Source organism: Aliiroseovarius sp. M344 (assembly GCF_025140835.1).
GTDB lineage: Bacteria > Pseudomonadota > Alphaproteobacteria > Rhodobacterales > Rhodobacteraceae > Aliiroseovarius.
Map to the genome: position 1 here is coordinate 1621929 of NZ_CP081153.1, position 24944 is coordinate 1646872.

Sequence of the window (24944 nt, forward strand, 5' to 3'; positions counted from 1 at the left end):
CTGTCATGGCAAAATGCGCATTTTTAGGGTTGGGAGTCATGGGGTATCCGATGGCGGGCCACCTTGTTGCCAAAGGCCACGAGGTCACAGTTTACAACAGAACCGCCGCAAAAGCCGAAGCCTGGGCCAAGGAGTTTGCAGGCAATTGGGCGAAAACCCCGCGCGAAGCAGCGGATGGGGCTGATTTCGTGATGGCGTGTGTTGGCAATGACGACGATTTGCGGGCGGTGGTGCTGGGTGACGACGGGGCATTGGCTGGCATGGGGGCTGGTGCCATTTTTGTTGATCACACAACAGTATCGGCGGCTGTTACTCGCGAATTGTATGCGGCGGCGTCTGACAAAAGCATATCCTTTGTGGATGGTCCGGTTTCTGGCGGGCAAGCAGGAGCGGAAAATGGGGTTCTGTCGATCATGTGCGGCGGGGACGTAGCGGCGTTTGCGTCCGCCGAACCGATCATGAAGGCCTATGGCCGCACGGTGAAGCGGTTGGGCGACAGCGGAGCGGGTCAGCTGACCAAGATGGTCAACCAGATTTGTATCGCGGGGCTGGTGCAGGGTCTGTCAGAAGGGCTGCATTTCGCAGAAAAGGCCGGGCTTGATATCCGCGAGGTTGTGGACGTGATCCAAGGTGGCGCTGCCGGAAGCTGGCAGATGGTCAATCGGCACGCAACCATGGCGGATGATCACTTTGAACACGGCTTTGCCGTAGATTGGATGCGCAAAGATCTGGGGATTTGCCTGTCCACCGCCAATGAAAACGGGGCGTCGCTGCCCGTTACCGCTCTGATCGACCAATTCTATAAGGATGTGCAGAGCATGGGGGGTGGTCGCTGGGATACATCAAGCCTTATCAAGCGCTTAAGGAAAGACGTATAACAGTCGGAAATCACATAAAAAAGGGCGGCACATGCCGCCCCATTTTTCTTTATCCTGCCTGTCGGCAAGATCAGGGGATGATCCGGGTATATTTCGCCCCTTCGATCGAGGCTCCAGCAATCAACCCGGCTTGACCAAACACAACGGCAACCACCGGCGAAGACGCGGTAATCGTGTCAGCTGACAACCGATCACCTTCGGTTTGGAACGCGTATTTGATGTCGGCCGAGGCGACCCAACCGGCTGCCTGGCGGAAGTCCTGCAGCGACTTATCTGTCATAAAGAACAGAACATGGGCGTATTGTTGTGCACCGATTTGCAATCCGGCGCTGGCCTGTGTCAGCAGATAATAATCGACGGTCGCTTCGTTGATGCGCAGCGCGCCACGCCCGTAAGCCCCACCAAGCCCAAAGCCAGCTTCAGTGACCAGCGGCATAACCAATTGGCCGGTCGACTTCGATGCCAGTTCCCGCGTGCCGGGATAGCGGTTGTAAAGGTAATCCAAGGTGCTGTCGACGCGCGCATCGATACGATCACCATCACGCGACCCGACGCCGTTTGCGCAAGCGGCAAGCGAAACACTTGCACCCCCTGCGGCGATCATGAAACCTCTACGGGAAAGCCTGTTTTTTTGCATAATTTTGCCTCGTTGAAAGCGCCGCCGGCGCGATTGTGTGCTCGTTTGTGGTTCTTGGACCACTTAGCCACAAAATATAGCGCAAGCCGGGGAAGCTGTCACCCATTATGCATTAAAGGCGCGAAAAACGGCCTATAGGCGCACTGGTTTACGTGGTCTGAAGTAGGCGGGCCATCTGGGGTGCAAAATAGGTCAGAATGCCGTCGCAGCCAGCGCGCTTGAACGCCAGCAGGCTTTCAGCCATCACGTTGTCGCCGTCCAGCCAGCCATTTTGCGCTGCGGCCATCAACATCGCGTATTCGCCGGACACCTGATAAGCGAAGGTGGGCACGCCGAACGTGTCTTTCACCCGACGGCAGATATCAAGATACGGCATGCCCGGTTTGACCATGATCATGTCGGCGCCTTCCGCCAGATCGCGTTCGACCAGTCGCATCGCCTCGTCCGAGTTCGCGGGGTCCATCTGATAGGTCTTCTTATCGCCTTTGAGCGCACCGGATGCGCCCACCGCGTCGCGAAATGGTCCATAAAACCCGGACGCATATTTGGCGGTATAGCTCATGATCGTAACATTGCGGTGGCCAGCGGCCTCGAGCGCGCGCCGCATGGCACCGATCCGGCCGTCCATCATGTCGGACGGGCCCAGAATATCCGCCCCCGCCTCAGCCTGTGCCAGCGCCATCTTGACCAGCGCCTCGACCGTTTCGTCGTTCAGAATCTCGCCATTGCGTACAATGCCATCGTGCCCGTTTGAGTTATAGGGGTCGAGCGCGATGTCTGTCATGACGGCAATCTCAGGCACCGCCGCCTTAATCGCCCGAATGGCGCGGTTGGAGAGGTTGTCGGTGTTCCATGCCTCTTCACACGTCTCTGTTTTCAACGCCGGGTCAGTACTTGGAAAGATACAGAGCGCGGGAATGCCCAAATCGGCCGCGTCGCGCGCAGCGGCAACCAGACGGTCAATGGATTTCCGCGTGACGCCGGGCATGGAGGGGATGTCTTCTTCGTGATTGTCGCCATCGACCACAAAAACCGGCCAAATCAGATCGTCCACCGTCAAGGTATTTTCGCGCACCAGATCGCGAAGGGCAGCGCTGGACCGGGTGCGGCGCAAGCGCGTCATCGGAAAAGGGGCAACTGTGCTTGGATGTGGAACGCGGCTCATCTGGCTCTCCTCTGGCTTGGTCGGGCGCGAAGGACGCTGACCACTTTGGCTTGAATCTTCCTGCCATGTGCGTGCGCGCATCACAAGTGCGCAATCTAGGGCGAATTGGTGCAAAAGCGGGGTGGCGTTGCTGCGCCGCCGCGGCTAATCTATCGGTGTTCAAGACAGGCCCGAGCAGGCATATCTTCCGAACGCATTGTCGGACCGCCCAAATACGGCCCCAAAATCAAGGTGAAGTGCACGTGGACTGGTATGCCACCGTTTTCGAAATCATCGACATGCGGTCCTTTTCGAACTTGTGGTACTGGATTGCGCTTGCCGTGTCCTGGTCCACGGTTAGCCACTGGGTGGTCGGTGTGCCGTTTGACCTGATCCAGAAAGCCGCCCGGCTTGAAGGCGAGGCGCAGCATGATCTGGAGGATCTGGTGCGGATCAACTGCAACCGCTTGCTTTACGTCGCAGGCGTGTCCGGGCTTTGGATATTGGGCTTTGCGGCGGCCTTGTTTACTTCGCTGGCCATCCTTGGCTTCTGGTATTGGGTCGAATTCGCGCAGGCGGTCTTTTTGCTGCTTTTTCCAATTGCGCTGGCGGGCCTGATGTCGCTGAACACAGCCGCCGTCATCAAAGAGCGCGCGTTGGCAGGCGAAGATTTGCGAAAACGTTTGCATCGTCACCGCGTTCAGACCCAATTCCTTGGCATGGCTTCGATCTTCATCACCTCACTGTGGGGTATGTATCAGAACCTGTCGCTGGGTGTGCTGCGCTGACGGCGCGCCCTTGACACGAAATCACAGGCCGGTAACTCCCCCTCATGGACAAGCTGCTGCTCTCTGGCGCCCCCGAAGGCTTTGACGCCACGTTGTTGGTGAAGGAACTTGCCCGAGGGCAGGGACCGGTTGTGCATGTTACGCGCGACGACAAACGTTTGGCCGCGATGGAAGCCGCGCTTCAGTTCTTTGCCCCCGAGATTGCAGTGATCCGCTTTCCCGGTTGGGACTGCCTTCCTTTTGATCGCATGTCGCCCAATGCAGCCGTGTCGGCCACCCGTATGGCGACGCTGGCGGGGCTGGCGACAGGGCAGATAGCTGGCAAATATGTGTTGCTGACCACGCTGAACGCGGCCACGCAGCGGGTGCCAGAACGCGCCTTGTTGCAAGAAACCTCCTTCACCGCGCAGGTGTCACACCAGATCGATGTGGATGCGCTTCGGGCGTTTCTGGTGCGAATGGGGTTTTCGCAGGCGCCAACTGTGATGGAGCCGGGCGACTTCGCAATCCGGGGCGGTATCATCGACATATTCGCGCCCGGTCATGATGGACCGGTGCGGCTGGATTTGTTCGGCGACGTTCTGGACGGCATTCGTCGCTTCGATCCCGCCACGCAGCGCACGACGGATACTCTGAAACGCATCGAACTTGCCCCGGTGTCAGAGGTCATTCTGGACGAAGCCGCAATCACGCGGTTTCGGCAGAATTACCGCATCGAGTTTGGTGCCGCGGGGTCGGATGACCCTCTGTACGAGGCGATCTCGGCCGGGCGCAAACATCAGGGGAACGAGCATTGGCTGCCGTTTTTCCACGAACGGCTTGAGACGATATTTGACTATCTGCCGGGTGCGTCGGTGATGCTGGATGATCAGATGACGCCAGCACGGCTCAGCCGTTGGGACGCCATTGTCGACCAGTATGAAACCCGCAAAATTGCGATGACCGCCAAGAACCGGATGGACACCGTTTATAAGCCCTGTCCACCGGGACTTCTCTATCTGGATGATGCGGCGTGGGAGGGCGCGCTGGCCGAGACACGCGTCATCCAACTGGCGGCACTGCCACAGGCCACCGGTGCAGGTGTCGTTGACGGCGGAGGACGCATCGGGCGCAATTTCGCACCTGAGCGGCAGCAGGAAAATATAAACCTTTTCAAAGCACTTACAGATCATGTTGAGGCCGAAGACGATCACACAGTCATCATCGCGTCCTATTCCGAAGGCGCGCGTGAACGGTTGCAGGGCTTGTTGTCGGATGAAGGCCTTGTCGCCACAACGCGCATCGAAAGTTTTCGTGATGTGCCCGACGGTGTCGGTGGCGTCTATCTGACGGTCTGGCCGTTGGAGCACGGGTTCGAAGGCCCGGATCTTACTGTCATTTCGGAACAGGACGTGCTGGGTGATCGCCTGATCCGCGCACCAAAACGCAAACGCCGGGCCGAAAATTTCCTGACCGAGGCGCAGGGCCTGTCCGCTGGCGACCTGATCGTGCATGTCGATCACGGTGTCGGTAAGTTCACCGGGCTTGAAACCGTCACCGCAATGGGTGCGCCGCATGAATGTCTGGCGCTAGAATATGCTGGTGGGGACAGGCTGTTCCTGCCCGTAGAAAACATCGAGCTGTTGTCCAAATTCGGTCAGGACACCGGACTGCTGGACAAATTGGGCGGCGGCGCGTGGCAGGCCAAGAAAGCCAAGCTGAAAGAGCGTATTCGCGAGATTGCCGACAAGCTGATCCGGTTGGCTGCTGAACGCGAGTTGCGCAAAGCGCCCGTGCTGGAAGCCCCGCACCACGCGTGGGAAGAGTTCTCGGCCCGGTTCCCATACCAAGAGACCGAAGATCAGCTGAGCGCAATCGAAGACGTGCTGACCGATCTGTCTTCGGGTCGCCCGATGGATCGTCTGGTCTGCGGCGATGTGGGTTTTGGCAAGACCGAGGTTGCGATGCGTGCGGCATTCGTCGCGGCCTTGTCCGGCCAGCAGGTTGCGGTGATTGCCCCGACAACACTGCTGGCGCGGCAGCATTTCAAAAGCTTCGCCGAGCGGTTTCGCGGCTTCCCGATTCAGGTGGGCCAACTCAGCCGGTTCGTGGGGCAGAGTGAGGCGAAATTGACCCGCGAGGGTATGTCGCGCGGCACCATGGACATCGTGATCGGCACCCATGCTTTGCTGGCCAAGGATGTGCGGTTCAAAAACCTTGGCTTGCTGATTGTTGATGAAGAACAAAGGTTTGGCGTCGGGCACAAAGAACGCCTGAAGGAAATGCGGTCGGACGTACATGTGTTAACGCTGTCCGCCACGCCCATCCCGCGCACGCTTCAAATGTCATTGTCCGGGGTGCGGGATCTGTCGATCATTGGCACACCACCGGTCGACCGGTTGTCGATCCGCACCTATGTCTCGGAGTTTGACAGCGTCACCCTGCGCGAGGCGCTGCTGCGCGAACATTATCGCGGCGGCCAAAGTTTCTTTGTGGTGCCGCGCATCAAGGATCTGCCCGAGGTTGAGGCGTTTTTGACCGACCACGTCCCTGAAGTTTCGTTTGTTGTGGCGCACGGGCAGATGGCTGCGGGCGAGCTAGATCGACGCATGAATGCCTTTTACGATGGCAAATATGATGTGCTGCTGGCGACCACCATTGTGGAAAGTGGCATCGACATTCCGACGGCAAACACGATGGTTATCCACCGGGCCGACATGTTCGGTTTGGCGCAGCTTTACCAGATCCGGGGCCGGGTGGGGCGCTCGAAAACCCGTGCCTATGCCTATCTGACCACCAAGCCGCGTGTCCCCTTGACGCCAACGGCCGAGAAACGGCTGCGGGTGTTGGGGTCGCTGGATGCTTTGGGGGCAGGGTTCACGCTGGCCAGTCAGGATCTGGATATTCGCGGTGCGGGCAATCTGGTGGGCGAAGAACAATCCGGCCAGATGCGTGAAGTGGGTTATGAGCTTTACCAGCAGATGTTGGAAGAAGCGATCGCCAAGATCAAGGCGGGCGAGTTGGAAGGGCTTTCAGATGCGGACAGCACATGGGCACCACAGATCAACTTGGGCGTTCCTGTATTGATCCCGGATACTTACGTGCCTGATCTTGATGTGCGTCTGGGTCTGTATCGCCGCTTGTCTTCACTGGCCACGAAGGTGGAACTGGAAGGCTTTGCGGCAGAGCTGATTGACCGGTTCGGAGCATTGCCGAAAGAGGTGAACACCCTGCTTTTGGTAGTGCGCATCAAAGGCATGTGCAAACGCGCGGGCATTGCCCGGCTGGATGGGGGGCCGAAAGGCGCGACGATCCAGTTCCACAACGACAAGTTTGCCTCGCCTGAGGGGCTGGTCGAGTTTATTCACGCCCAGAACGGTCTGGCCAAAGTGCGCGACAACAAGATTGTCGTGCGGCGCGATTGGCGAAAAACTTCGGACAAGATCAAAGGGGCGTTTGCCATTGCGCAGGATCTTGCGATGAAGGTGAAAGACGCGCAGCCCAAAACCGCTAAGTCACAAGGCACCTCCACCTAGTTCATATTTCCACGGTCCAGTTGCATCAGTGCCCATGCAAGGGCAGAACAGATCGAAACGCCGATCAACAGCGGAAAAGGTGTGTTGTTGAAGGCCAGTCCCACCGGGGCAGCAATCGCGATGGCCGTAACTGTGGGCACGGCGCCTATGACGGCGGCGGCGGTGCCTGCCACATGGCCCAACGGCTGGATGGCCAAAGCGTTCAGATTTCCGAAGCTCAGACCGTTAAGAAAGAAAAGCGTCGTTGCCCAGGCGCAGAACAGCCACAGGGCAACGGCCCCCTCGGGCGCACACAACCACCAGACCAGCAGTGTGAGTGAGGCCAATATGGTTTGGGTGGCAAAGCCCGCCAAGGCCAGTCTGCGCATCCCCAACCGCATCACAAGTTGGGCATTAAGAAAGCCTGAGACCGCTGAGAAAATTGTGACCATCGCGAAGTAATAGGGGAAATTGGTGCCGACCCCCAGTACGTCAACATAGATTTGTTGGGCTGAGCTGATGAAGGCCATCAACTGTCCAAAGGCAAGCGTGATGATAGCCATGTAAATCAGTGTGACCCGCGTCCGCAAAACGACCTTGAACGCAGCAAGGGTTGGGCGCGGGGACAGCGCGCGCCGCCGTTCGGGGGGCAGGGTCTCGGGTTGGCGCACCAAAAACCACATCAGGATCACAACCGCCAAAAGGATATAGGCGGTGAACATTTGCCGCCAGCCAAAGCCCAAGACGATCCATTGTCCGATCATCGGGGCGACAGCGGGCACAAAGACAAAGAACCCGAACGCCATCGAATTCACCCGCGCCATTTGCCGCCCCTCGTACAGGTCACGGGTCATCGCCATGCCGCAAGTGCGCGGTCCGGCGGCCCCAAGGCCTTGCACGAAGCGCCAGAACAAGATGGCCTCAAGCGTCTGTGCCCACAGGGCAGCGAAGGCGGCGGCCATATAGAGCAGCATACCCATCGAGAGCGAAAAGCGGCGGCCCATACTGTCTGACAAAGGACCGAAAATCAGCTGACCAAGGCCTGCACCAATCACGAATGCACTGATCAGAAGTTGAGCGCGATTGATATCATCCGGCACGAGCTGCGCGCCGATTTCCGGCAAAGCCGGCAGGATCGAGTCGATGGAAAACGCGACCATCGAAAACAGAGCGGCTATCAGCAGCACATATTCACGCAAACGCAATGGTGTTTGCGGGGAAAAGTGCCGTGAGATCACGGCGCTGTGGTCTTTGCGTTTTGATCGGCCAATTGTGCGGTCAGATCATCAATCACCTGCATCCAAAGCTCGGTCGGTTGTGCGCCCGGGACCACATGCTGGTTGGCCACCAGGAATGTTGGCACAGACTGGACGCCTTTTTGACGTGCATCCAGATCGCGCGCCTGTATGTCGGCAACGTCCGCGTCCGTCTCCAGCAGGCGGCCGACAACATCGCCATCCATGCCAACTGAGCCCGCGATTTCAACAAGTTGCGTCGTGTTGCCGATGTCGATCCCGTCGATGAAATACGCGCGGAACAAGCGGTCCACGACCGCGTTTTGCTTCATTTCGATCCCGGCCCAGTGGATCAACCGATGGGCATTGAGCGTATTGGGCGTGCGCTTGATGGCCTCAAGATTGATGTCCAGACCGGACGCCTCGGCCTCGGTCGCGACCGGGAGATAGGCTTTGACCGCACCGTCCTGTCCACCAAACTTGGCTTCCAGATAGTCCCGCCGATCCATACCCTCAGCCGGCATATCCGGGTTCAGTTGAAACGGGTGCCATTGCACGGAAAACGGATGTTCCGGACGCGCTTCAAGGGCACGGTCCAATCGGGACTTGCCGATGTAACACCAAGGACAAATCGGGTCAGAGAAGATATCGAGGCGGATCATTTAGGTCTCCCTTGGGTGAAGCTCTATCTGGGATTGCAGGAAATGGGAAGTGATGCAGGTCACAAGTTGAGCGGAGTTTTGTCCTCAAAGCGGGTGCGCAAGACCGCGCGCAACAGCTTGTTGTTCGCGCCTCTGGGCAAGGTGTCGACGGCGACGAACTGGCGCGGACATTTGTAGTGGGCCAGATGGCGATGCGCGTGGGCGGACAGGTCAGCTTCGGGCACGCGATCGCCTTCGGGCGTGTAAAAGCAGGCAATAATCGTGGCTTCCTCATTTACCGCCACCTCGGCGCAGGCGGCTTCGTGAACGCCGGGGTGCTGCGCCATTGCGGCTTCGACCTCGATCGGGGACACGCGATATCCGCCAGCGTTCATGATGTCATCCGACCGCCCTTCAAAGGTAATCGCCCCGTCAGTCGCCATGCTGACAGTGTCGCCTGTTAAGAACCAATCACCCGAAAAGCGGTTCATTGTATCCTGTTCAGCACCAAGATAGCCCAGCATCAGCCCGGGATCGCTGCGATGCACCGCCATGATGCCGGGCGTGTCGCGGGGTGTGATCTGGCCATCTTCGCTCAGCACTGCGATGTGGCGACCCGGCTGCGGATAGCCCAACGTGCCTTTTGGAGCCGGGTGAGCCGGCGCGCCGGAGATGAAGGTCGAACATTCCGACATGCCATAGGCTTCGTGGATCGGAGTTTGTGTTGCCTCAATCCAATGTCTGCGCGTGGCAGCAGGCAGCTTTTCCCCGGCTGACAATCCATGCCGCAGCGTTGGCAAGGCGGGCACGGCAGTGCGCAGCATCTGCCGATAGACGCCGGGGGCCGCGGCAAAGATCGTCGCGCCTTCGCGCGCGAGCAAGAGGCCAAGCTCGGACGGCGGTGTTCCTGCGGCCGGGATCAGCGCGGTTGCCCCCACCGACCATGGGTCCATTAGGCCGGTGCCCAATGTATAGGTCCAGTTAAACGCGCCAGCGTGCATCACACGGTCCTCGCGGCTCAGCCCATACCAACCGTCCCACATCATCTGCCGCGCCCATATGGCACGATGTGCGTGGACCACGGCGCGGGCTTTGCCAGATGTGCCCGAGGTGAACACGATATAGCCGGGGCGTTCAGGATCGCCCATGTGAAACGGCGCAGGCGCGTGGTCGGCCAGTTGATGCAGCGCATCCACATCCATGATCGCGGCATCGCTGTGGGTGGGCAAGGCAATCCCATGATCTGCAATGATCAGTTTAGGTAGGATAAGGTCCGACATTTTGGTGATCTCGGCTTCGGTTAACTGCGACGAGGTCGGCACCGGCACCAACCCCGCGGCGTTGGCCCCCAAAAAGGCCAGAGGAAAGTCCACCGTATTGCCAAGCCGCAGCATCACCGTATCGCCGGGCACCAAGCCCTGAGCCAGCAATCCGCCGGCCAGCCCGCGCACCGCGCGGTCCAACTGGCCAAATGTCCAATGCGTCTCGCCGGAGCCGCCTGGCGTGACCACGGACAAGGCGGTTTTGTCGCCCATATCCCAGGCATGGGTCAGCACATAGCGGGCCATGTTAAACGCTTGTGGAGGGGCGGGCAGCGGGGCAGTGGGGCGAAACTCGGACAGCATGGACGTGATGTGCCAACCTCCGGGTAAACTTGCAAGAGCGTGCAGTTGCATCAGTACGGTTTCAGTGTATTGAAAGGGCATGAAAACGCCCGAACAACCCAGCCTGATCCGCTTGGCCCGTGAAAACGGCGAGGACCTGCCCGATCCCAGCCCGCTGGACCTTGGCGCGCGGGTGCGGGATCTGCGCAAATCGCGCGGCTGGACACTGGAACAGGCTGCAGGGCAGGCGGGGCTGGCCCGATCAACCTTGTCAAAGATCGAAAATGGTCAGATGTCGCCCACCTATGAGGCCCTGAAGAAACTGGCCGTCGGGTTGGAAATTTCGGTGCCGCAATTGTTTACAGCCCCCAAAGCCGCACAGGTATCAGGCCGCATGGCCGTGACCAAAACCGGCGAAGGCGCGGCGCACGCCACCACCACCTATGAACACGAGTTGCTGGCCGGCGCCCTGACCAAGAAAACGATGCTGCCCTATCGCGCACGGGTGCGGGCCCGGTCGTTTGACGAGTTTGACGGCTGGGTGCGCCATGATGGCGAGGAATTTCTCTATGTCCTGACCGGTGCGATCCGCCTGATCACCGAGTTCTATGAACCGGTCGAGATGAAACGCGGCGATAGCGCCTATTACGACGCGTCTATGGGGCATAACGTGGTGTCGACCAGCGCGGAGGATGCGACGATCCTTTGGGTGACTTCGCTGGTGTGATGGCGGGGTATTCAAGCTTGGCTTTTTACGCGCGGTAGGGGACCAAGTTGCTGAAATGCCTGTTCCTGGCAAATACAGAACTTTGGGAAATCAGTTTAACCAAATACCTCAGATCTGCGCCCGACTACGTACTGTCCTGAACGCATCTCGTTGAAAAAATGGCAGCCTATGGCTGCCATAAGTTTCTACAGGGAGTTGGTTCTTATCTTGTATTCGGCACGATCATTGTTGGTATCGACGACCGACGAAGCACTCGTTTTACGACCGTGCCGATAAAGGTATGACCGGTGCCGTGCTCGTGGGTGCTCATCACAATCAACTGGCAGTTAAGCTCTGATGCGCGTTGCAGGATGACTTCGGCTGGTTGCCCGTCAACCAACTCAACCGACCCGACTGCCGCGTAGGCATCTTTCTCATCTGCTGGCAGCGAATTCAGAAACGCCCGCTGGTTATCCTTGAGCATTCGCTTCACAGATTCATGCCGATCACCGATTGCCTTTTTTCGGGAGTCATCGTCTTGCAGAAACATCTGCAGGGTGACAATGGCGTCCTGTGACAAAGGCTCGGTCACGTGCAGAACGTGAATCTTTGCCCCGTATGCGCGCGCAATGGACAGGGCATGGCGCAGCGCGTGGTCAGAGTTCGGTGACATGTCTGTTGCGAACAGAATGTCTTTGACTTCAGGTAGCATTAGGAAATCCTTTCTGTTCCGACGGTCAGTAACCCATCACACGTGGAAGCCACAGCGCGATTTGCGGGAAGAACGCGATGATGAAAATCGCGACCGTGTTGATGAAGGCGAAAGGCAGAGCTGCCACTGATATCCTCTCGATCGAGATATTCGATATGCCCGATGCGATAAACAGGTTCTCTCCGAGAGGAGGGGTTTGGAACCCGATACCCAGCGTACACACCATGACAACACCGAAGTGGATCGGATCGATGCCCATGCTATAGGCCACAGGCAGCATCACCGGCACCAGGATCAGAATGGTAGCCAGCGTCTCCATGAACATGCCCACAAACAGCAGGAAGAAAATCACCAGCGTCCAGATCACGTAGATGTTGTCGGTGATCGACAGCATCCCATCGGCAATAACTGCGGGGATCTGGTTCTCCACCAGCAGACGGCCGAAAACGGTGGCGGTGAACATGATCAGCAAAACACGACCCGTAAGCCAAGTTGTGGTCTCAAGTGCGGTGAACAGTTTCTCCCACGAAAGTTCACGGTAAATGAACGCCCCAACGATCAAAGTGTAGAAGATCGCCACGATAGCTGCTTCCGTCGGTGTGAAGAAACCCGAGTAGATGCCGCCGAGGATCACCACAGGAGCCATAAGCGCCCAGAAACCTCTGTACATCTCGCACCAGATCATCCGCGCCGACCATCCTTCAGAAGAGCCTTTGTAACCTCTCTTCTTGGCCAGGATGTAATTCATGATCAACAAGCTGCCGGCGATCAGGAAGGCGGGCATAAACCCGGCGATAAATAGTTTCGGGATCGACACGGTTTGGAACTGCCCATGCTCAGCAACTGCTTCGGGTGGGGCAGGCATACCTAGTGCCGCAATGCCGAAGATGATCAGCGGAATTGAGGGTGGAATGACAATACCCAATCCGCCCGATGACGCTGTTATCGCTGAAGAATAGCTTTTGCTATAGCCACGGTCGATCATGGCCGGGATCATCAACATCCCGACAGCAGCAGTCGTCGCCGGGCCGGAGCCAGAGATCGCACCAAAGAACAGGCACGCGAAAACTGTGGCTGCCGACATTCCGCCGGTAAACGGGCCGGCAAAACTTTCAGCCACGTTGATAAGCCTTCGCGATAGCCCCGCAGCCTCCATCAAAGCCCCAGCCAGAATAAACGCGGGCAAAGCCATCAATGGGAACGAGCCCACGGAGGTGAAGGCGATTTGTACAAATTTGATCGGATTTTCATCCAGGTAAATAAAGGTGATCAAAGTTGACACACCAAGTGCAACTGTAATCGGAGCGCCGATAAACAGCAGCAGCAGGAAACCCCCAAAGAGGATGAGTACGATTTCGGATCCCATCAGTTCTTCTCCTGCTCTTGAGTTATTGTGTCCATATCGATTTCGACCGGCCCGGTTTCAGCACGGACCTCGTCAAGGTCGATAGCGTCAGGGTCACGCATATCTTCGTTCAGAATGATCTTTCTGTAATTCACCTGAAGGATGCGAATGGTCATAAGCGTGAACGCAATCGGCAACACGATGTAGACCCAGCTCAGGTGGAACCCGAGTGTCTGCGAGGACTGGAATCGGTTCATCTTGTTGAAGATGAAATCGATCGCCAAATAGATGAAGTAAACGTTGAAGAATATCCAAAAGAGATCTGCAAACGCTTCAATGTATCTGATTACGCGTGGCGGCAGAAATTTGAACTGGAAAGTCACGCGGTTATGCGCGTTCATCTTGGCAGCATAGCTGGCCCCGAAGAAGACAAACCAGACGAACATATAAACCGAAAGCTCTTCGACCCATGAGAATGAGAAATTGAAGAGGGTTCGCACGATGACTTGTAAGAACAGAAGGCACACAAATACGGCCAATAAAGTGCGGCATATGTAGCTTTCTATGTTATTGAGTATTCCCCAAAATTTGTTCATTTGCCCCTCGCTGTATTATGTGGAGAGCGCCATAAGGCGCTCTCTGTTGCGTTTGTTAGGGTCGTTTATTCCGAGACTGGATCGCGACCGATCGCAGCCAGAACTGCGTTCAGCTTTTCAATGCCACCGATGCTTTCGTAGAATTTCGGCCAAACGGCTGCAGTTGCCAGGTCGATGAACTCTTGCTCGTTGTTCTCTGGATCCGAGATTTCCATGCCCTGATCGATCAGAATCTGTTTGATCTCGGCTTCTTTCTCACGCAGGAACGTTGCCGACGCTTGGGTCGCGGCTTTGCCCGCTTCCAGAACGATGTTTTGATCTTCTTCTGACAGTTCTTGGAAGACCTGCTCGGAGATGATCAGAGGTTCAATCGAGAAGATGTAACGGATGTTTGTTACGTATTTCTGCACTTCGTAGAACTTCATCGCGTTGATTGTGGTGTAAGGGTTGTCCTGTCCATCCACAACTTTGGTTTGAAGGCCTGCGAATGTTTCTGACCATGCCATCGGTGTCGGGCTGATACCCCAAGACTTGTATGTGTCGATCATGATCTCGTTCTTTGGAACGCGGATCACCAGACCTTGAAGGTCGGCCACCGATTTGACAGGCTTTTTCGAGTTTGTCAGAACACGGAACCCAGTATAGGTCCAGGCAATGATGCGAACGCCCGCGTCATTGATGGTGTTTTCGGTCAGCTCTTGACCGATGGGACCTTGCGTCAGTGTTTCGGCATCTTCCAGGCTGAGGATCACATAGGGCAAGGTGAACACACCAACAGTCGGCGAGAACGGGGTGATGTTGTTGATTGCCAGCAGTGACATGTCGAGCGTACCAATGGCCGCTTCGTTAACTGTGTCTTGCTCGGACCCCAACTGACCGTTGAGGAAAAGCGTGGCTGTGTGCTTGCCGCCCGAAAGCTCTTCAAGCGCTTTGACAAAGCCCAGACCTGTCGCTTCTTGGCTGCTGCCGCCACTGTCGCCAACTGCGACTTTGAAGTTCTTGGCGAATGCCGGAGCAGCAAATGTCAGTGCTGCAACAGAAGCAACTGCCGCCGCTGTAGATAGTGTTTTGAACATTTTCATGACGTGACTCTCCCTTATTGTTTGACAACCTTAGCAGAAATGAACCGACATACGTCAACTGACCGATGAGGGTCCCTGTGCAGGTTATAGATTGCGTATTGCGCGCAGGTAATACAAAGATATTCACCTAAGCGTCGATAAATTGGAAACTTTGCCATGGCCAAGAAGCTTGCGATCAACCGGGTTACAGATGTGGATATCCGCCTGCTTGATATTTTCAAAACCGTCGTGGCATGTGGCGGCTTCACCGCTGCAGAGTTCGAACTGAACATAGGCCGATCGACAATTAGCAAGCATATCTCGGATCTTGAAACCCGCTTTGGTTTGAAGCTGTGTCACCGCGGCCCCGCGGGGTTTTCTGTGACATCGGATGGAGAGCATGTCCTAGGCGCTGCTGAAAATTTGTTCATAGCCATCGATGCGTTTCAGGAAGAATTAGACCAAGCCCACTCTGACCTGACAGGTAAACTGAAAATCGCGTGTCTGGATCACTCTGCAACGAACAGTGCTGCAAAAGTTGCCGATGCCATCCGCATGTTTCGCGATGCGGCGCCGGGCGTTACACTTGATGTCTCGATGGAGCCGCCCAATGTCATCGAAGAGGGCGTTATCAACGGCAAATTCAATATCGGAATTGTACCGCTGCACCGGACATCACCAATGTTGTCGTATTTTGATCTTTATACCGAAGATATGCGTCTCTACTGCGGCCGACACCACCAGTTGTTCGCAGCAGAAGATAACGTGCTGCAGCCAACCGAACTGAGTGACTATTCTTATGTAGGCCTCAGTTTCAATTCACCGAACATGGATGTTCACAAAAAGCTCAAGCTACGAAAATCTGCCTTCGTTCAGAACGAGGAAGCTCTTGCATTACTCATTCTCTCAGGAAGGTATCTTGGTTTCCTACCAACCCACACAGCCGAGCCATTTGTGCGTAAAAACCTTATGCGCGAGGTCAAAAACGACGTGGCGAACTATACGTCGACCATGTCAGCAATCGTCCGAAAGAGCGCCTCGTCAGGCCGCAGGTTGAGCGCTTTTCTGGATTGCCTGATTAAAGCACACCCTAAGGAATCTGATGGGGTGTCAACGGCGTAAGCGTTTTAATTGAATGGACTCGACAGCGTCAAAATGGTCGTGCGCGAGATGCTGCAGCATTCGTCAACATTGTTCCTAACCCGACATCAAACAAGTTAGAACGATCACTCTAACGCCCAATCAGTCGCACTAATTTCAAACTTACCCTGGAAACCAGTGCCGCGTACGGTTGGCGAAGGCGACGAGCGACAGCATCACGGGCACCTCGACCAGTACACCCACCACGGTTGCCAAAGCCGCACCCGAGTTCAGGCCGAAAAGCGAGATCGCGACCGCGACCGCCAGCTCAAAGAAGTTTGACGTGCCGATCATACAGGCAGGGGCCGCAATGTTATGGGGCAATTTCATCGCCCGGGCGGCACCATAGGCGATGGCGAAGATGCCGTAGGTCTGGATCAGCAGGGGGATGGCGATCAGCACGATGGCCAGTGGTTTGGCCAGAATGGTTTGCGCCTGAAAACCGAACAGAAGCACGACAGTGGCCAGCAGGCCGATCACAGACCACGGTTTCAGGCGGGCAAGGAACGCATTCACTTGCGCCTCGCCGGATTGCATCAGGCGGTGGCGCGTCCAGACCCCGGCGGCAAGGGGCAGGACCACGTAAAGCACGACGGACCAAAGCAGCGTTTGCCACGGCACTGTGACATCGCTGATCCCCAGCAGAAACGCGGCAATCGGGGCAAAGGCGAAAATCATGATCACGTCGTTCACGCTGACCTGCACCAGCGTATAGGCAGCGTCGCCCTTGGTCAGTTGGCTCCAGACAAACACCATCGCGGTGCAGGGAGCGACCCCCAACAAGATCATGCCCGCGATATATTCGCTGGCGGTTTCCGGGTCGACAAAATCTGCAAACAGGACGCGAAAGAATAGCCAGCCAAGGGCCGCCATGGTGAAGGGCTTGATCAGCCAGTTGATCACCAGCGTGAGCACAAGCCCTTTGGGTCGCTTGCCGATATCCTTGATCGACGCGAAATCGACCTGCACCATCATCGGATAGATCATGATCCAGATCAGCACCGCGACCACAAGATTGACCTTTGCGATCTCGATCCCTGCGATCAACGCAAACAGGTCGGGCGCGAGGTTGCCCAACACCACGCCCGCCAAAATGCAAAGCGCCACCCAAAGGGAGAGATAGCGTTCAAAAAGTCCCATGCGCTGATCCTCGAATCTGTGTCCCGCGAGGCCTAACCCCGCAATGTAACAGCGAAGTAACGGTCGGTCAGCGCAGGGGCAAGGCTATTCCTCGTACCACCAGATCTCGGGCTGGAAGCCAAGGTAGTCGCCATACATCGGCACGCGTTCTGGGTATTTCAGCTCTTTCACATGCGCGACATGCGACAGGTCCGTATAGCCCAGCGGGATGACATAACGCCCGGCGGTCAACACGCGATCCAGTGCCTTGGTGGCGGCGCGGAATTCGTCTTGCCCCTTGGCATTCAGCATCTTGTCGATCAAGCCATCAATGGCAGCGCTTTTGACGCCCATCCAGTTGCGCGTGCCTTCCTTGTCGGCACTTTCGGCCCCCCAATAGAGCTTTTGCTCGTTGCCGGGGCTGAGCGACAGACCGCGCCAGTAATAGGCCATATCGAAATCAAACGCGTTGGTGCGTTCTTTGTACTGGGCACTGTCAACCGACGTGATGGTAGGCGTGATGCCCATACGCTCGAGCGCAGCGGCGAACATGTCGATTTCCTGCCGATTTTCAGATGACCCGGTGTTTAACAGGATTTCGAAGGTAAACGGATCGCCGGCCTCGTTTTTCATGACGCCATCCTGAACCGTCCAACCGGCGGCCTCCATCAACTCCATTGCAGCGCGAAGGCCCTGTCGGTTGCGCGCCGAGCCATCCGAGACGGGCAGGGCGTAGCCATCCAGCGCACCGTCGGGCAGATCGCTGTATTCCATCAGCATCTCACGCACCAAACCTTCAGCCGGTTTGCCCGGCTCCATGCCAAGCACCGAGTTGTGGAAGTAAGACAGAATGCGCTTTTTTTCGCCCGCATTGATGCTTTGGTTGATGAACTCGAAATTGAAGGCGTGGATCATGGCATCGCGGACGCGAATGTCGCTGAAAGCACCGCGGCGGGTGTTCATCACATAGCCCATGATCCCGGTCGGGCGCTGGTGGGGGATGTCTGACAGCACGATATCGCCGGACTGAACCGCAGGGAAATCGAACTGGGTCGACCATTTCTGCAGATTGGTCTCGCGGTGGGTTGTTGCCTCGCCGGCTTTGAACGCCTCGAAGGTCACATCGCCGTCGCCATAGTAATCAAACCTGATCTCATCCAGATTGGCCTGGCCCCGCATGAAGGGCACATCCTTGCCCCAATAATCCGGGTTGCGGTTCAGGGTCAGATATCGACCGGGTTCAAAATCACCGATCACATAGGGCGACGACCCGATGGGGATCACATCAATGCCGGAAGCTTCGAAATCTTTTCCCTCCCACTGCGCTTTCTTCAAGATAGGCCGCATGCCCAAAATCAAAGGCAACTCGCGGTCTTCGGTGTTGAAGGTGAATTTGACCGATCGCGGACCGGTCTGCTCCATCGTTTCGACCTTGCCCCAGGCGCCCTGATAACGGGGATGCCCAAGAGTGCCGAGCATTTCGTAAGACCACATCACATCTTCGATGGTCAGCGGGCTACCATCCGAGAATTGTGTGCCTTCACGCAGTGTGTATTCGACCCAAGTGCGCGCATCATCTGTGTCGACCGATTCGGCCAGCAGGCCATACAGCGTAAATGGTTCGTCATAACTGCGCCCCATCAGGCTTTCGAACAACATGAACCTGAGCTGCCAAGGCGCGCTGCCCTTGCGGATCACCGGATGCAGCGAATCGTAACTTCCCGCTTCGGCAAACACGATCTTGCCACCCTTGGGCGCGTCTGCGTTCACATGGGGTAAGGACACAAAATCCGGTGGTAGGACAGGGTCGCCATACATAGCTATGCCATGTTTGGGTTCGGCCAAGCCGACCTGCGTGGTCATAAGCGAAAGCGAAACCGCCCCGGCCAGTGTGCGTAACTTGTGGATGACAGATGCTCTCATCAGCGCAATATTCCCTCACGTCCCTGTTTTGATTTAAGGAAACCTTAGACACGTAAAATAGTCTTTTCAAACTTTTAGCTTGGAACACGGCGCTTGACCGCTTATAAAGAGGGCACTGCTCGATAGGTTTCTTGCCTGTATGAAACCTGCCTCAATAACTTAACGCCCGCTTCGTGCGGGCGTTTTTTTTATGGTCGAAAGGCAACTTGCGCCTCTCTTGGTGTTGAGGAGAGAATCGGGGGCAACCGGCTGTCACAAAACCAACCTGAACTCTGCCAAACCCAAAGGTTTTGAAACCGCTGGCGTGTGGATGGCAATGGGCTATGCTGCATCGCAACATCTGTTTTCTGAGGAGAGACCCATAATGGCCATCACGACATCGCTGGACGGAAAAACGGCCGTCATCACCGGATCAAACTCGGGTATTGGCCTTGGGATCGCGCGCGAACTTGCGCGGGCAGGCGCGGATGTGGTGTTAAATTCGTTCACCGATACAGCGGACGATCACGCGTTGGCCGCAGGTATCGCCAAAGAGTTCGGGGTGACCGCACGTTATATTCAGGCGGATATGTCGAAAGCCGATCAATGCCGCGCCCTGATTGAAAAGGCCGGTCGATGCGACATCCTTGTGAACAACGCGGGCATCCAGCACGTCGCCCCGATCGAGGATTTCCCGACCGAGAAATGGGATGCCATCATCGCGATTAACCTGAATTCCGCCTTTCACACCATCGCCGCGGCACTTCCCATGATGCGCAGGGCCGGATGGGGACGCGTGATTAATATCGCTTCGGCGCATGGCCTGACCGCGTCGCCTTACAAGGCCGCATACATCGCAGCCAAGCACGGGATTGTTGGCCTGACCAAGACCATCGGGCTTGAAACCGCCGAAGAACAGATCACCTGCAACGCGATTTGTCCCGGTTATGTTCTGACGCCGCTGGTCGAATCCCAAATCCCCGATCAAATGAAGACGCATGGGATGGGCCGGGACGAGGTGGTGCGCGACGTGATGCTGGCCCGGCAACCGTCTAAAGAGTTCGCGACTGTCGAGCAGATGGGCGGCACCGCGGCCTTCTTGTGTTCGGATGCAGCAGCCCAGATCACCGGCACCACGATCTCGGTCGATGGCGGTTGGACGGCGCTGTAACCCGGAATGGAAAAGCCTAAGCGTATCAACCTGGCCCTTCAGGGCGGCGGGGCACATGGTGCCTTTACCTGGGGCGTGCTGGATCGTCTGCTTGAAGACGAGGGGATCGAGATTGCCGGGATTTCCGGCACATCCGCGGGCGCACTTAACGGCGCGGCCCTTAAGGCCGGTCTGGTGGCAGATGGCAAAGGGCAGGACCGTGATGGCGCGCGCGCCAGTCTGGACGCGCTGTGGCATAGTGTTGCTGGGGTGCATGATCTGCGCCTGACCTCATGGTTTGCGCAGTTTGCGCCGCATAACGAGTTGATCAATCAGGCATTTCAGGCGTCGCCGATGTTTGCTTGGGCTGACATGACCAGCCGCGCCGTCGGCCCTTATGCCTATGGTCCGTTTTATGCCAACCCCCTGCAATCTGTCGTTGAAACCTTCGACTTCGATCAGGTTTGCGCAGATACTGGCCCCCGCCTGTTTGTCTCGGCGACCAACGTTCGCACTGGCAAAATCCGCGTCTTTGACGGGGACGAGATCAATACGGATGCGATCCTTGCGTCGGCCTGTCTTCCGACGGTGTTTCAGGCGATCGAGATGACAGACCCCAAGACAGGCACAGTAGAGGCATTTTGGGATGGGGGTTATTCCGGCAATCCTGCGCTGTTCCCGCTTTTCGATCCGGCACTGCCGGCCGATGTTGTCGTGGTGAATATCAACCCGCTGTTTCGCCCAGACGTCCCGAAATCCGGGCCCGACATTCAGAACCGGATCAATGAAATCAGCTTTAATTCGTCGCTGCTGCGCGAACTTCGGGCGATCAACTTCGTCAAACGGCTGATTTCGTCAGGCCAATTGTCATCGGGGCAGATGCGCGACGTGCTGGTCCATATGATCGCAGATGACGCGCTGATGCGGGATTTGAGCACGGCCACCAAATTGGTGCCTTCTGTTGTGACATTGCAGCGTCTGAAAGCAGCCGGTCGTGCGGCGACAGATGCGTTTCTGAGTGCTCATCGTGATGACCTAAACACGCGTGGCTCGGTCGATCTGGAACAGATGTTCGGCTAACCGATTGAGCCTGACACCACGCCTTTGATCAGACCCGCCGCGATGGCCCACATGGTCAGCCCGATCACCACATCCAGCACCCGCCACGCACCTGGTTTTTGCATGATCGGCGCCAGCAGGCGCGCGCCATATCCAAGTGAGAAGAAAAAAACAAAGCTGGATGTCACAGCCCCTGTGCCAAAGGCAATGCGCTGTGCCCAATCTCCAAAAGAAGTTGAGATTGCGCCAATCAGGCCCAGCGTATCCAGATAGACATGCGGATTGGCCCATGTGAATGCAGCGGCGATGGCAATCACTGCGCCCAAAGACCGGGATTTGCCCGCAATCTCCATCGCGTAATCGCCTTTCAGGGCTGCCAAGAACCGCATTGCGCCATAGACAAGCAGGAAACCAGCCCCCGCCAGCGCCATAATCAGCGGCAGCCGGGGCCACGCCTCGACCAGCGCGCCGAAGCCAAGCACACCAGCGGCGATCAGAAGGGCGTCAGAGGTTGCACAAAACAGGCACAGCCAGAACACATGTTGGCGCAATAATCCCTGTCGCAACACAAAAGCGTTCTGTGCGCCGATGGCAAGGATAAGCGAAAACCCGGTTGCAAACCCGGTGATCGCTGGTGTGACCAGAAGGTTCATTCTATCTTGATTTCAGATATTAAATCAGGAGGTTGCGCAGGGTTCTTCGAGTTCGGATAGACGAGACCAGCCGAGATAACCAGCTTGGCGGCATCCTCGACCGACATATCAAGCGCGATCACCGAATGCCGCGGCACGAACAACAGGAAACCGGATGTCGGGTTCGGTGTGGTCGGCAGAAAGACCGAGATGATGTCTTCGTCCACCGGAATGCGCTTGTCGATTTCACCCTTCGCCTTGGTCGAGATGAAGGCAATCGCCCATATCCCTTTGCGTGGGTATTCGACCAGACACGCCTTGTCGAACTTTGTCTCGGTCGATTGGCTGAAGATGGTTTCAGCAATCTGCTTGATCCCGTTGTAAAGCGACCGCACAACCGGCATCCGGTCAACTAGGCTTTCGCCCCATGCCAGAAACGACCGCCCGATCAGCCCTTTGGCAATCCAGCCGACAAACACGGTGAACATAAGGAAAACGACGACGCCCAGACCACGCACATTGACGCGCACATCTTCGCCAAACAGCATTTTGAACCATTGGCTGTCACCAAAAAACGTGTCGATCAGGCTGTCGGGGTGATACCGGGCAGGCACAAAGGGCAAAACCCAACTGTCGATCCAGCCCACAAAGGTCCAGATCATCCACATGGTCACGGCGATCGGCACAACCACAACAAGTCCCGCAAGGAAGTTGTTGCGCAGCCCAGCAAATGGGCGCCGTTTGCGCCTTGTGTGGTCGTCGTGTTCGGTCATGAAAAGCCGTTCCCCGGTGTTACCCAGCGAAACTTAGGGATTCGTTTGGTAATCGGCAATAGGCTGCGATCTGAAAGCGTTGCTAATCCTGCCGAATTCAAGGGCTTGCAACTCATCCGGGAAGTTTTTGGGGGCCAACGGGCTGGACGGGCGGCGAGGCGCGGCCTATCAAAATGGAAACAGGTCTGGGGGAACCATGCGCGCGACAGCCGAAATTGACGTGGAACAGCTGACCGAGGATACGGCCCGCGCTGAGCTTGCGCGGCTGTCAGAGGTTCTGGCGGCAGCAAATCAGGCCTATCATACGGATGACGCGCCGGTCATCACTGATGCCGCCTATGACGCAGCCAAACGGCGCAATACCGCAATAGAAGCCCGCTTTCCGCACCTAAAACGCAGCGACAGCGCGACCGATCAGGTTGGTGCGCCCGTGTCCGATGGCTTCGGCAAAATCACCCACGACGTACGGATGCTGTCCTTGGGCAACGCTTTTTCAGATGAAGATGTGACCGAGTTCGATGGGCGCATTCGGTCTTTTCTGGGCATTGGGGCAGGTGAGGAGCTGGCTTTTACTGCCGAGCCGAAAATCGACGGGCTTTCCCTGTCGATCCGGTATGAACGGGGCCAATTGGTCCACGCTGCAACCCGTGGCGATGGCGCGGTGGGCGAAAACGTAACGGAAAATGCCCGAACCATTGCCGACATCCCCGACAGGCTTGAAGGCGCACCCGATGTGCTTGACGTGCGCGGCGAGGTCTATATGTCGCACGAGGATTTCGCAGCGCTGAACGAGCGACAGGCCGAACGTGGCGGCAAAACCTTCGCCAACCCGCGCAACGCGGCAGCGGGGTCTCTGCGCCAGTTGGATGCAAAGATCACCGCCGACCGCCCGCTGAGGTTCTTCGCCTATGCGTGGGGGGCGTTGTCCGAGCCTCTGGCCACAACCCAGATGGGCGCTGTGGACCGTCTTGGCGCGCTTGGATTTCAGACAAATCCGCTGACCCAGCGGTTCACCGATCTGACGGCGATGATCGCACATTACCACGCGATTGAAACGCAACGCGCCACGCTGGGCTATGACATTGACGGCGTGGTTTACAAGGTGGATGACCTGTCGTTGCAGGGGCGATTGGGTTTTCGATCCACCACACCCCGCTGGGCAATCGCACATAAATTTCCTGCAGAACGCGCCTGGACCCGGCTTGAAGCGATTGACATTCAGGTGGGTCGTACGGGCGCGCTGAGCCCAGTCGCACGGCTTATTCCGGTGACGGTGGGCGGCGTGGTGGTGTCCAACGCAACTCTGCACAACGAGGATTACATCGCTGGACGGGACAACAAGGGCGAGGTGATCCGGGGTGGCAAGGACATCCGCGTCGGCGATTGGGTCGAGGTCTATCGCGCCGGCGATGTGATCCCCAAGATTTCAGACGTGGATCTGACAAAACGCGAGGCTGGAACCGAGCCATATGATTTCCCGCAAACCTGCCCGGAATGTGGGTCAGATGCACTCCGCGAGGAAGGCGATGCGGTGCGGCGCTGCTCTGGCGGCATCATTTGCCCCGCACAAGCCGTTGAGAAACTAAAACATTTCGTCAGCCGCGGCGCATTTGACATCGAAGGTTTGGGGTCCAAGCAGGTCGAGATGTTCTATCACGACGAGGGTCTGCCGATCCGCGAACCTGCCGATATTTTCACACTCGCCGCTCGGGACAAAAACAGTCTTGCGCGTCTGAAAAACCGGGATGGTTGGGGCGAGAAAAGCGCGGAGAATCTGTTTTCTGCGATTGAAGAACGTCGTGTAATCCCCTTGAACAAATTAATTTTTGCACTTGGCATCCGTCATGTTGGTGAAAGTGCTGCCAACCTGCTGGCCCGCCACTATGGCGATTGGCCGGTCTTTGAAGAAGCAGTCACCGCAGGCCAGCCAGACACGCCCGAATGGGACGAACTTGTGTCGATTGACGGTGTCGGGTCGGTTATGGCCGGATCTCTGGTGGCCGCGTTTTCGCAAGACGCCGAACGCGCCTCGATCGACCGGCTGGTGGCGGAACTGGACGTGCAGGCGGTTGCTGCCCCTAAAACCGACGGCAGCCCGGTTGCAGGAAAAGTCGTTGTGTTCACCGGGTCGCTCGAAAAGATGACCCGCGCCGAGGCCAAAGCCCGCGCCGAGGCCTTGGGGGCCAAGGTCTCGGGGTCGGTGTCCAGCAAGACGGATTTGCTGGTGGCCGGGCCAGGCGCGGGGTCCAAGGCCAAGAAGGCCTCTGATCTGGGGATCGAGACCATCGACGAAGATGGCTGGCTTGAATTGATTGGGGACGCATGAAC

Annotated in this window: 21 protein-coding genes; 8 read left to right on the plus strand and 13 right to left on the minus strand. The window is 57.0% G+C overall.

Translation table 11 applies throughout. From position 1 onward, the window contains the following. The first annotated feature begins 5 nt into the window (after nt 1–5). On the plus strand, nt 6–878 hold the full coding sequence (locus tag K3556_RS07890; RefSeq protein ID WP_260516259.1) for an NAD(P)-dependent oxidoreductase: 873 nt from the start codon (nt 6–8) through the stop codon (nt 876–878). A 70-nt stretch (nt 879–948) separates the two neighbouring features. Here K3556_RS07890 and K3556_RS07895 read toward each other — a convergent pair whose 3' ends face one another. Together K3556_RS07895 and hemB are read right to left on the minus strand one after the other, a co-directional pair. Continuing rightward, nucleotides 949–1482, minus strand: a complete 534-nt coding sequence (locus K3556_RS07895; protein WP_260516260.1) for a YSC84-related protein — start codon at nt 1480–1482, stop codon at nt 949–951. 181 nt (nt 1483–1663) lie between these two features. Next, nucleotides 1664–2680, minus strand: a complete 1017-nt coding sequence (hemB, locus tag K3556_RS07900; protein ID WP_260516261.1) for a porphobilinogen synthase — start codon at nt 2678–2680, stop codon at nt 1664–1666. Nucleotides 2681–2922: 242 nt separating this feature from the next. On the opposite strand from hemB, the gene K3556_RS07905 reads away from it, so the two are divergent. Continuing rightward, the gene (locus tag K3556_RS07905) at nt 2923–3447 is read left to right on the plus strand and encodes a component of SufBCD complex (protein WP_260516262.1); all 525 of its coding nucleotides are present in this window, start codon (nt 2923–2925) and stop codon (nt 3445–3447) included. 44 nt (nt 3448–3491) lie between these two features. Beyond that, nucleotides 3492–6962, plus strand: coding sequence for a transcription-repair coupling factor (gene mfd, locus K3556_RS07910; protein ID WP_260516263.1), 3471 nt, complete (start codon nt 3492–3494; stop codon nt 6960–6962). On the opposite strand, the gene K3556_RS07915 is transcribed toward mfd, so the two are convergent. Genes K3556_RS07915 through K3556_RS07925 form a run of 3 tightly spaced genes read right to left on the minus strand, consistent with a single transcriptional unit; the run spans nt 6959 to nt 10442 of the window. Beyond that, on the minus strand, nt 6959–8128 hold the full coding sequence (locus K3556_RS07915) for a multidrug effflux MFS transporter (RefSeq protein WP_260516264.1): 1170 nt from the start codon (nt 8126–8128) through the stop codon (nt 6959–6961). The genes mfd and K3556_RS07915 overlap by 4 nt on opposite strands. A 47-nt stretch (nt 8129–8175) precedes the next feature. Then, on the minus strand, nt 8176–8838 hold the full coding sequence (locus K3556_RS07920) for a DsbA family oxidoreductase (RefSeq protein ID WP_260516265.1): 663 nt from the start codon (nt 8836–8838) through the stop codon (nt 8176–8178). Nucleotides 8839–8897: 59 nt separating this feature from the next. Continuing rightward, nucleotides 8898–10442 carry a class I adenylate-forming enzyme family protein gene (locus tag K3556_RS07925; protein WP_260519202.1) on the minus strand — a complete coding sequence of 515 codons (1545 nt, stop codon included), beginning with the start codon at nt 10440–10442 and terminating at the stop codon, nt 8898–8900. Nucleotides 10443–10521: 79 nt separating this feature from the next. Here K3556_RS07925 and K3556_RS07930 point away from each other — a divergent pair, with 79 nt between their 5' ends. Continuing rightward, nucleotides 10522–11148 carry a helix-turn-helix domain-containing protein gene (locus tag K3556_RS07930; RefSeq protein ID WP_260516266.1) on the plus strand — a complete coding sequence of 209 codons (627 nt, stop codon included), beginning with the start codon at nt 10522–10524 and terminating at the stop codon, nt 11146–11148. Nucleotides 11149–11350: 202 nt separating this feature from the next. Here K3556_RS07930 and K3556_RS07935 read toward each other — a convergent pair whose 3' ends face one another. From K3556_RS07935 to K3556_RS07950, 4 genes are all read right to left on the minus strand, one after another. After that, nucleotides 11351–11839 carry a universal stress protein gene (locus K3556_RS07935; protein ID WP_260516267.1) on the minus strand — a complete coding sequence of 163 codons (489 nt, stop codon included), beginning with the start codon at nt 11837–11839 and terminating at the stop codon, nt 11351–11353. A gap of 25 nt (nt 11840–11864) precedes the next feature. Then, the gene (locus tag K3556_RS07940) at nt 11865–13205 is read right to left on the minus strand and encodes a TRAP transporter large permease (protein WP_260516268.1); all 1341 of its coding nucleotides are present in this window, start codon (nt 13203–13205) and stop codon (nt 11865–11867) included. Continuing rightward, on the minus strand, nt 13205–13780 hold the full coding sequence (locus K3556_RS07945; RefSeq protein WP_260516269.1) for a TRAP transporter small permease: 576 nt from the start codon (nt 13778–13780) through the stop codon (nt 13205–13207). Before K3556_RS07945 ends, K3556_RS07940 begins: the two co-directional genes overlap by 1 nt. Before the next feature lie 65 nt (nt 13781–13845). Further along, the gene (locus K3556_RS07950; protein ID WP_260516270.1) at nt 13846–14862 is read right to left on the minus strand and encodes a TRAP transporter substrate-binding protein; all 1017 of its coding nucleotides are present in this window, start codon (nt 14860–14862) and stop codon (nt 13846–13848) included. A 156-nt stretch (nt 14863–15018) separates the two neighbouring features. On the opposite strand from K3556_RS07950, the gene K3556_RS07955 reads away from it, so the two are divergent. Further along, nucleotides 15019–15963 carry a LysR family transcriptional regulator gene (locus tag K3556_RS07955; RefSeq protein ID WP_260516271.1) on the plus strand — a complete coding sequence of 315 codons (945 nt, stop codon included), beginning with the start codon at nt 15019–15021 and terminating at the stop codon, nt 15961–15963. A 141-nt stretch (nt 15964–16104) separates the two neighbouring features. Here K3556_RS07955 and arsB read toward each other — a convergent pair whose 3' ends face one another. Both arsB and K3556_RS07965 read right to left on the minus strand, forming a co-directional pair. Then, on the minus strand, nt 16105–17121 hold the full coding sequence (gene arsB / locus K3556_RS07960; protein ID WP_260516272.1) for an ACR3 family arsenite efflux transporter: 1017 nt from the start codon (nt 17119–17121) through the stop codon (nt 16105–16107). 84 nt (nt 17122–17205) lie between these two features. After that, complete coding sequence (locus K3556_RS07965; RefSeq protein ID WP_260516273.1) at nt 17206–19023, minus strand: extracellular solute-binding protein; 1818 nt, start codon at nt 19021–19023, stop codon at nt 17206–17208. Between the two features lie 364 nt (nt 19024–19387). On the opposite strand from K3556_RS07965, the gene K3556_RS07970 reads away from it, so the two are divergent. Together K3556_RS07970 and K3556_RS07975 are read left to right on the plus strand one after the other, a co-directional pair. After that, the gene (locus K3556_RS07970) at nt 19388–20173 is read left to right on the plus strand and encodes a 3-hydroxybutyrate dehydrogenase (protein ID WP_260516274.1); all 786 of its coding nucleotides are present in this window, start codon (nt 19388–19390) and stop codon (nt 20171–20173) included. A 6-nt stretch (nt 20174–20179) separates the two neighbouring features. After that, nucleotides 20180–21232 carry a patatin-like phospholipase family protein gene (locus K3556_RS07975; protein ID WP_260516275.1) on the plus strand — a complete coding sequence of 351 codons (1053 nt, stop codon included), beginning with the start codon at nt 20180–20182 and terminating at the stop codon, nt 21230–21232. On the opposite strand, the gene K3556_RS07980 is transcribed toward K3556_RS07975, so the two are convergent. Together K3556_RS07980 and K3556_RS07985 are read right to left on the minus strand one after the other, a co-directional pair. Then, nucleotides 21229–21864, minus strand: coding sequence for a LysE/ArgO family amino acid transporter (locus K3556_RS07980; RefSeq protein ID WP_260516276.1), 636 nt, complete (start codon nt 21862–21864; stop codon nt 21229–21231). The genes K3556_RS07975 and K3556_RS07980 overlap by 4 nt on opposite strands. Then, entirely contained in the window at nt 21861–22616 is a 756-nt protein-coding gene (locus tag K3556_RS07985; RefSeq protein ID WP_260516277.1) for a DUF502 domain-containing protein, read from the minus strand. The genes K3556_RS07980 and K3556_RS07985 overlap by 4 nt, the downstream gene beginning before the upstream one ends. Nucleotides 22617–22812: 196 nt before the next feature. Here K3556_RS07985 and ligA point away from each other — a divergent pair, with 196 nt between their 5' ends. After that, on the plus strand, nt 22813–24942 hold the full coding sequence (ligA, locus tag K3556_RS07990) for an NAD-dependent DNA ligase LigA (RefSeq protein ID WP_260516278.1): 2130 nt from the start codon (nt 22813–22815) through the stop codon (nt 24940–24942). Nucleotides 24943–24944 lie beyond the last annotated feature (2 nt).

Coding starts and splice junctions, on each gene's coding strand:
- hemB (WP_260516261.1), bottom strand. CDS start 2,680: ATGAGCCGCGTTCCACATCCAAGCACAGTTGCCCCTTTTCCGATGACG.
- K3556_RS07925 (WP_260519202.1), bottom strand. CDS start 10,442: ATGCTGTCCGAGTTTCGCCCCACTGCCCCGCTGCCCGCCCCTCCACAA.
- K3556_RS07965 (WP_260516273.1), bottom strand. CDS start 19,023: ATGAGAGCATCTGTCATCCACAAGTTACGCACACTGGCCGGGGCGGTT.
- K3556_RS07945 (WP_260516269.1), bottom strand. CDS start 13,780: ATGAACAAATTTTGGGGAATACTCAATAACATAGAAAGCTACATATGC.
- K3556_RS07895 (WP_260516260.1), bottom strand. CDS start 1,482: ATGATCGCCGCAGGGGGTGCAAGTGTTTCGCTTGCCGCTTGCGCAAAC.
- K3556_RS07970 (WP_260516274.1), top strand. CDS start 19,388: ATGGCCATCACGACATCGCTGGACGGAAAAACGGCCGTCATCACCGGA.
- K3556_RS07980 (WP_260516276.1), bottom strand. CDS start 21,864: ATGAACCTTCTGGTCACACCAGCGATCACCGGGTTTGCAACCGGGTTT.
- K3556_RS07985 (WP_260516277.1), bottom strand. CDS start 22,616: ATGACCGAACACGACGACCACACAAGGCGCAAACGGCGCCCATTTGCT.
- arsB (WP_260516272.1), bottom strand. CDS start 17,121: ATGGGACTTTTTGAACGCTATCTCTCCCTTTGGGTGGCGCTTTGCATT.
- K3556_RS07890 (WP_260516259.1), top strand. CDS start 6: ATGGCAAAATGCGCATTTTTAGGGTTGGGAGTCATGGGGTATCCGATG.
- ligA (WP_260516278.1), top strand. CDS start 22,813: ATGCGCGCGACAGCCGAAATTGACGTGGAACAGCTGACCGAGGATACG.
- K3556_RS07975 (WP_260516275.1), top strand. CDS start 20,180: ATGGAAAAGCCTAAGCGTATCAACCTGGCCCTTCAGGGCGGCGGGGCA.
- K3556_RS07950 (WP_260516270.1), bottom strand. CDS start 14,862: ATGAAAATGTTCAAAACACTATCTACAGCGGCGGCAGTTGCTTCTGTT.
- K3556_RS07955 (WP_260516271.1), top strand. CDS start 15,019: ATGGCCAAGAAGCTTGCGATCAACCGGGTTACAGATGTGGATATCCGC.
- K3556_RS07930 (WP_260516266.1), top strand. CDS start 10,522: ATGAAAACGCCCGAACAACCCAGCCTGATCCGCTTGGCCCGTGAAAAC.
- K3556_RS07920 (WP_260516265.1), bottom strand. CDS start 8,838: ATGATCCGCCTCGATATCTTCTCTGACCCGATTTGTCCTTGGTGTTAC.
- K3556_RS07940 (WP_260516268.1), bottom strand. CDS start 13,205: ATGGGATCCGAAATCGTACTCATCCTCTTTGGGGGTTTCCTGCTGCTG.
- K3556_RS07935 (WP_260516267.1), bottom strand. CDS start 11,839: ATGCTACCTGAAGTCAAAGACATTCTGTTCGCAACAGACATGTCACCG.
- mfd (WP_260516263.1), top strand. CDS start 3,492: ATGGACAAGCTGCTGCTCTCTGGCGCCCCCGAAGGCTTTGACGCCACG.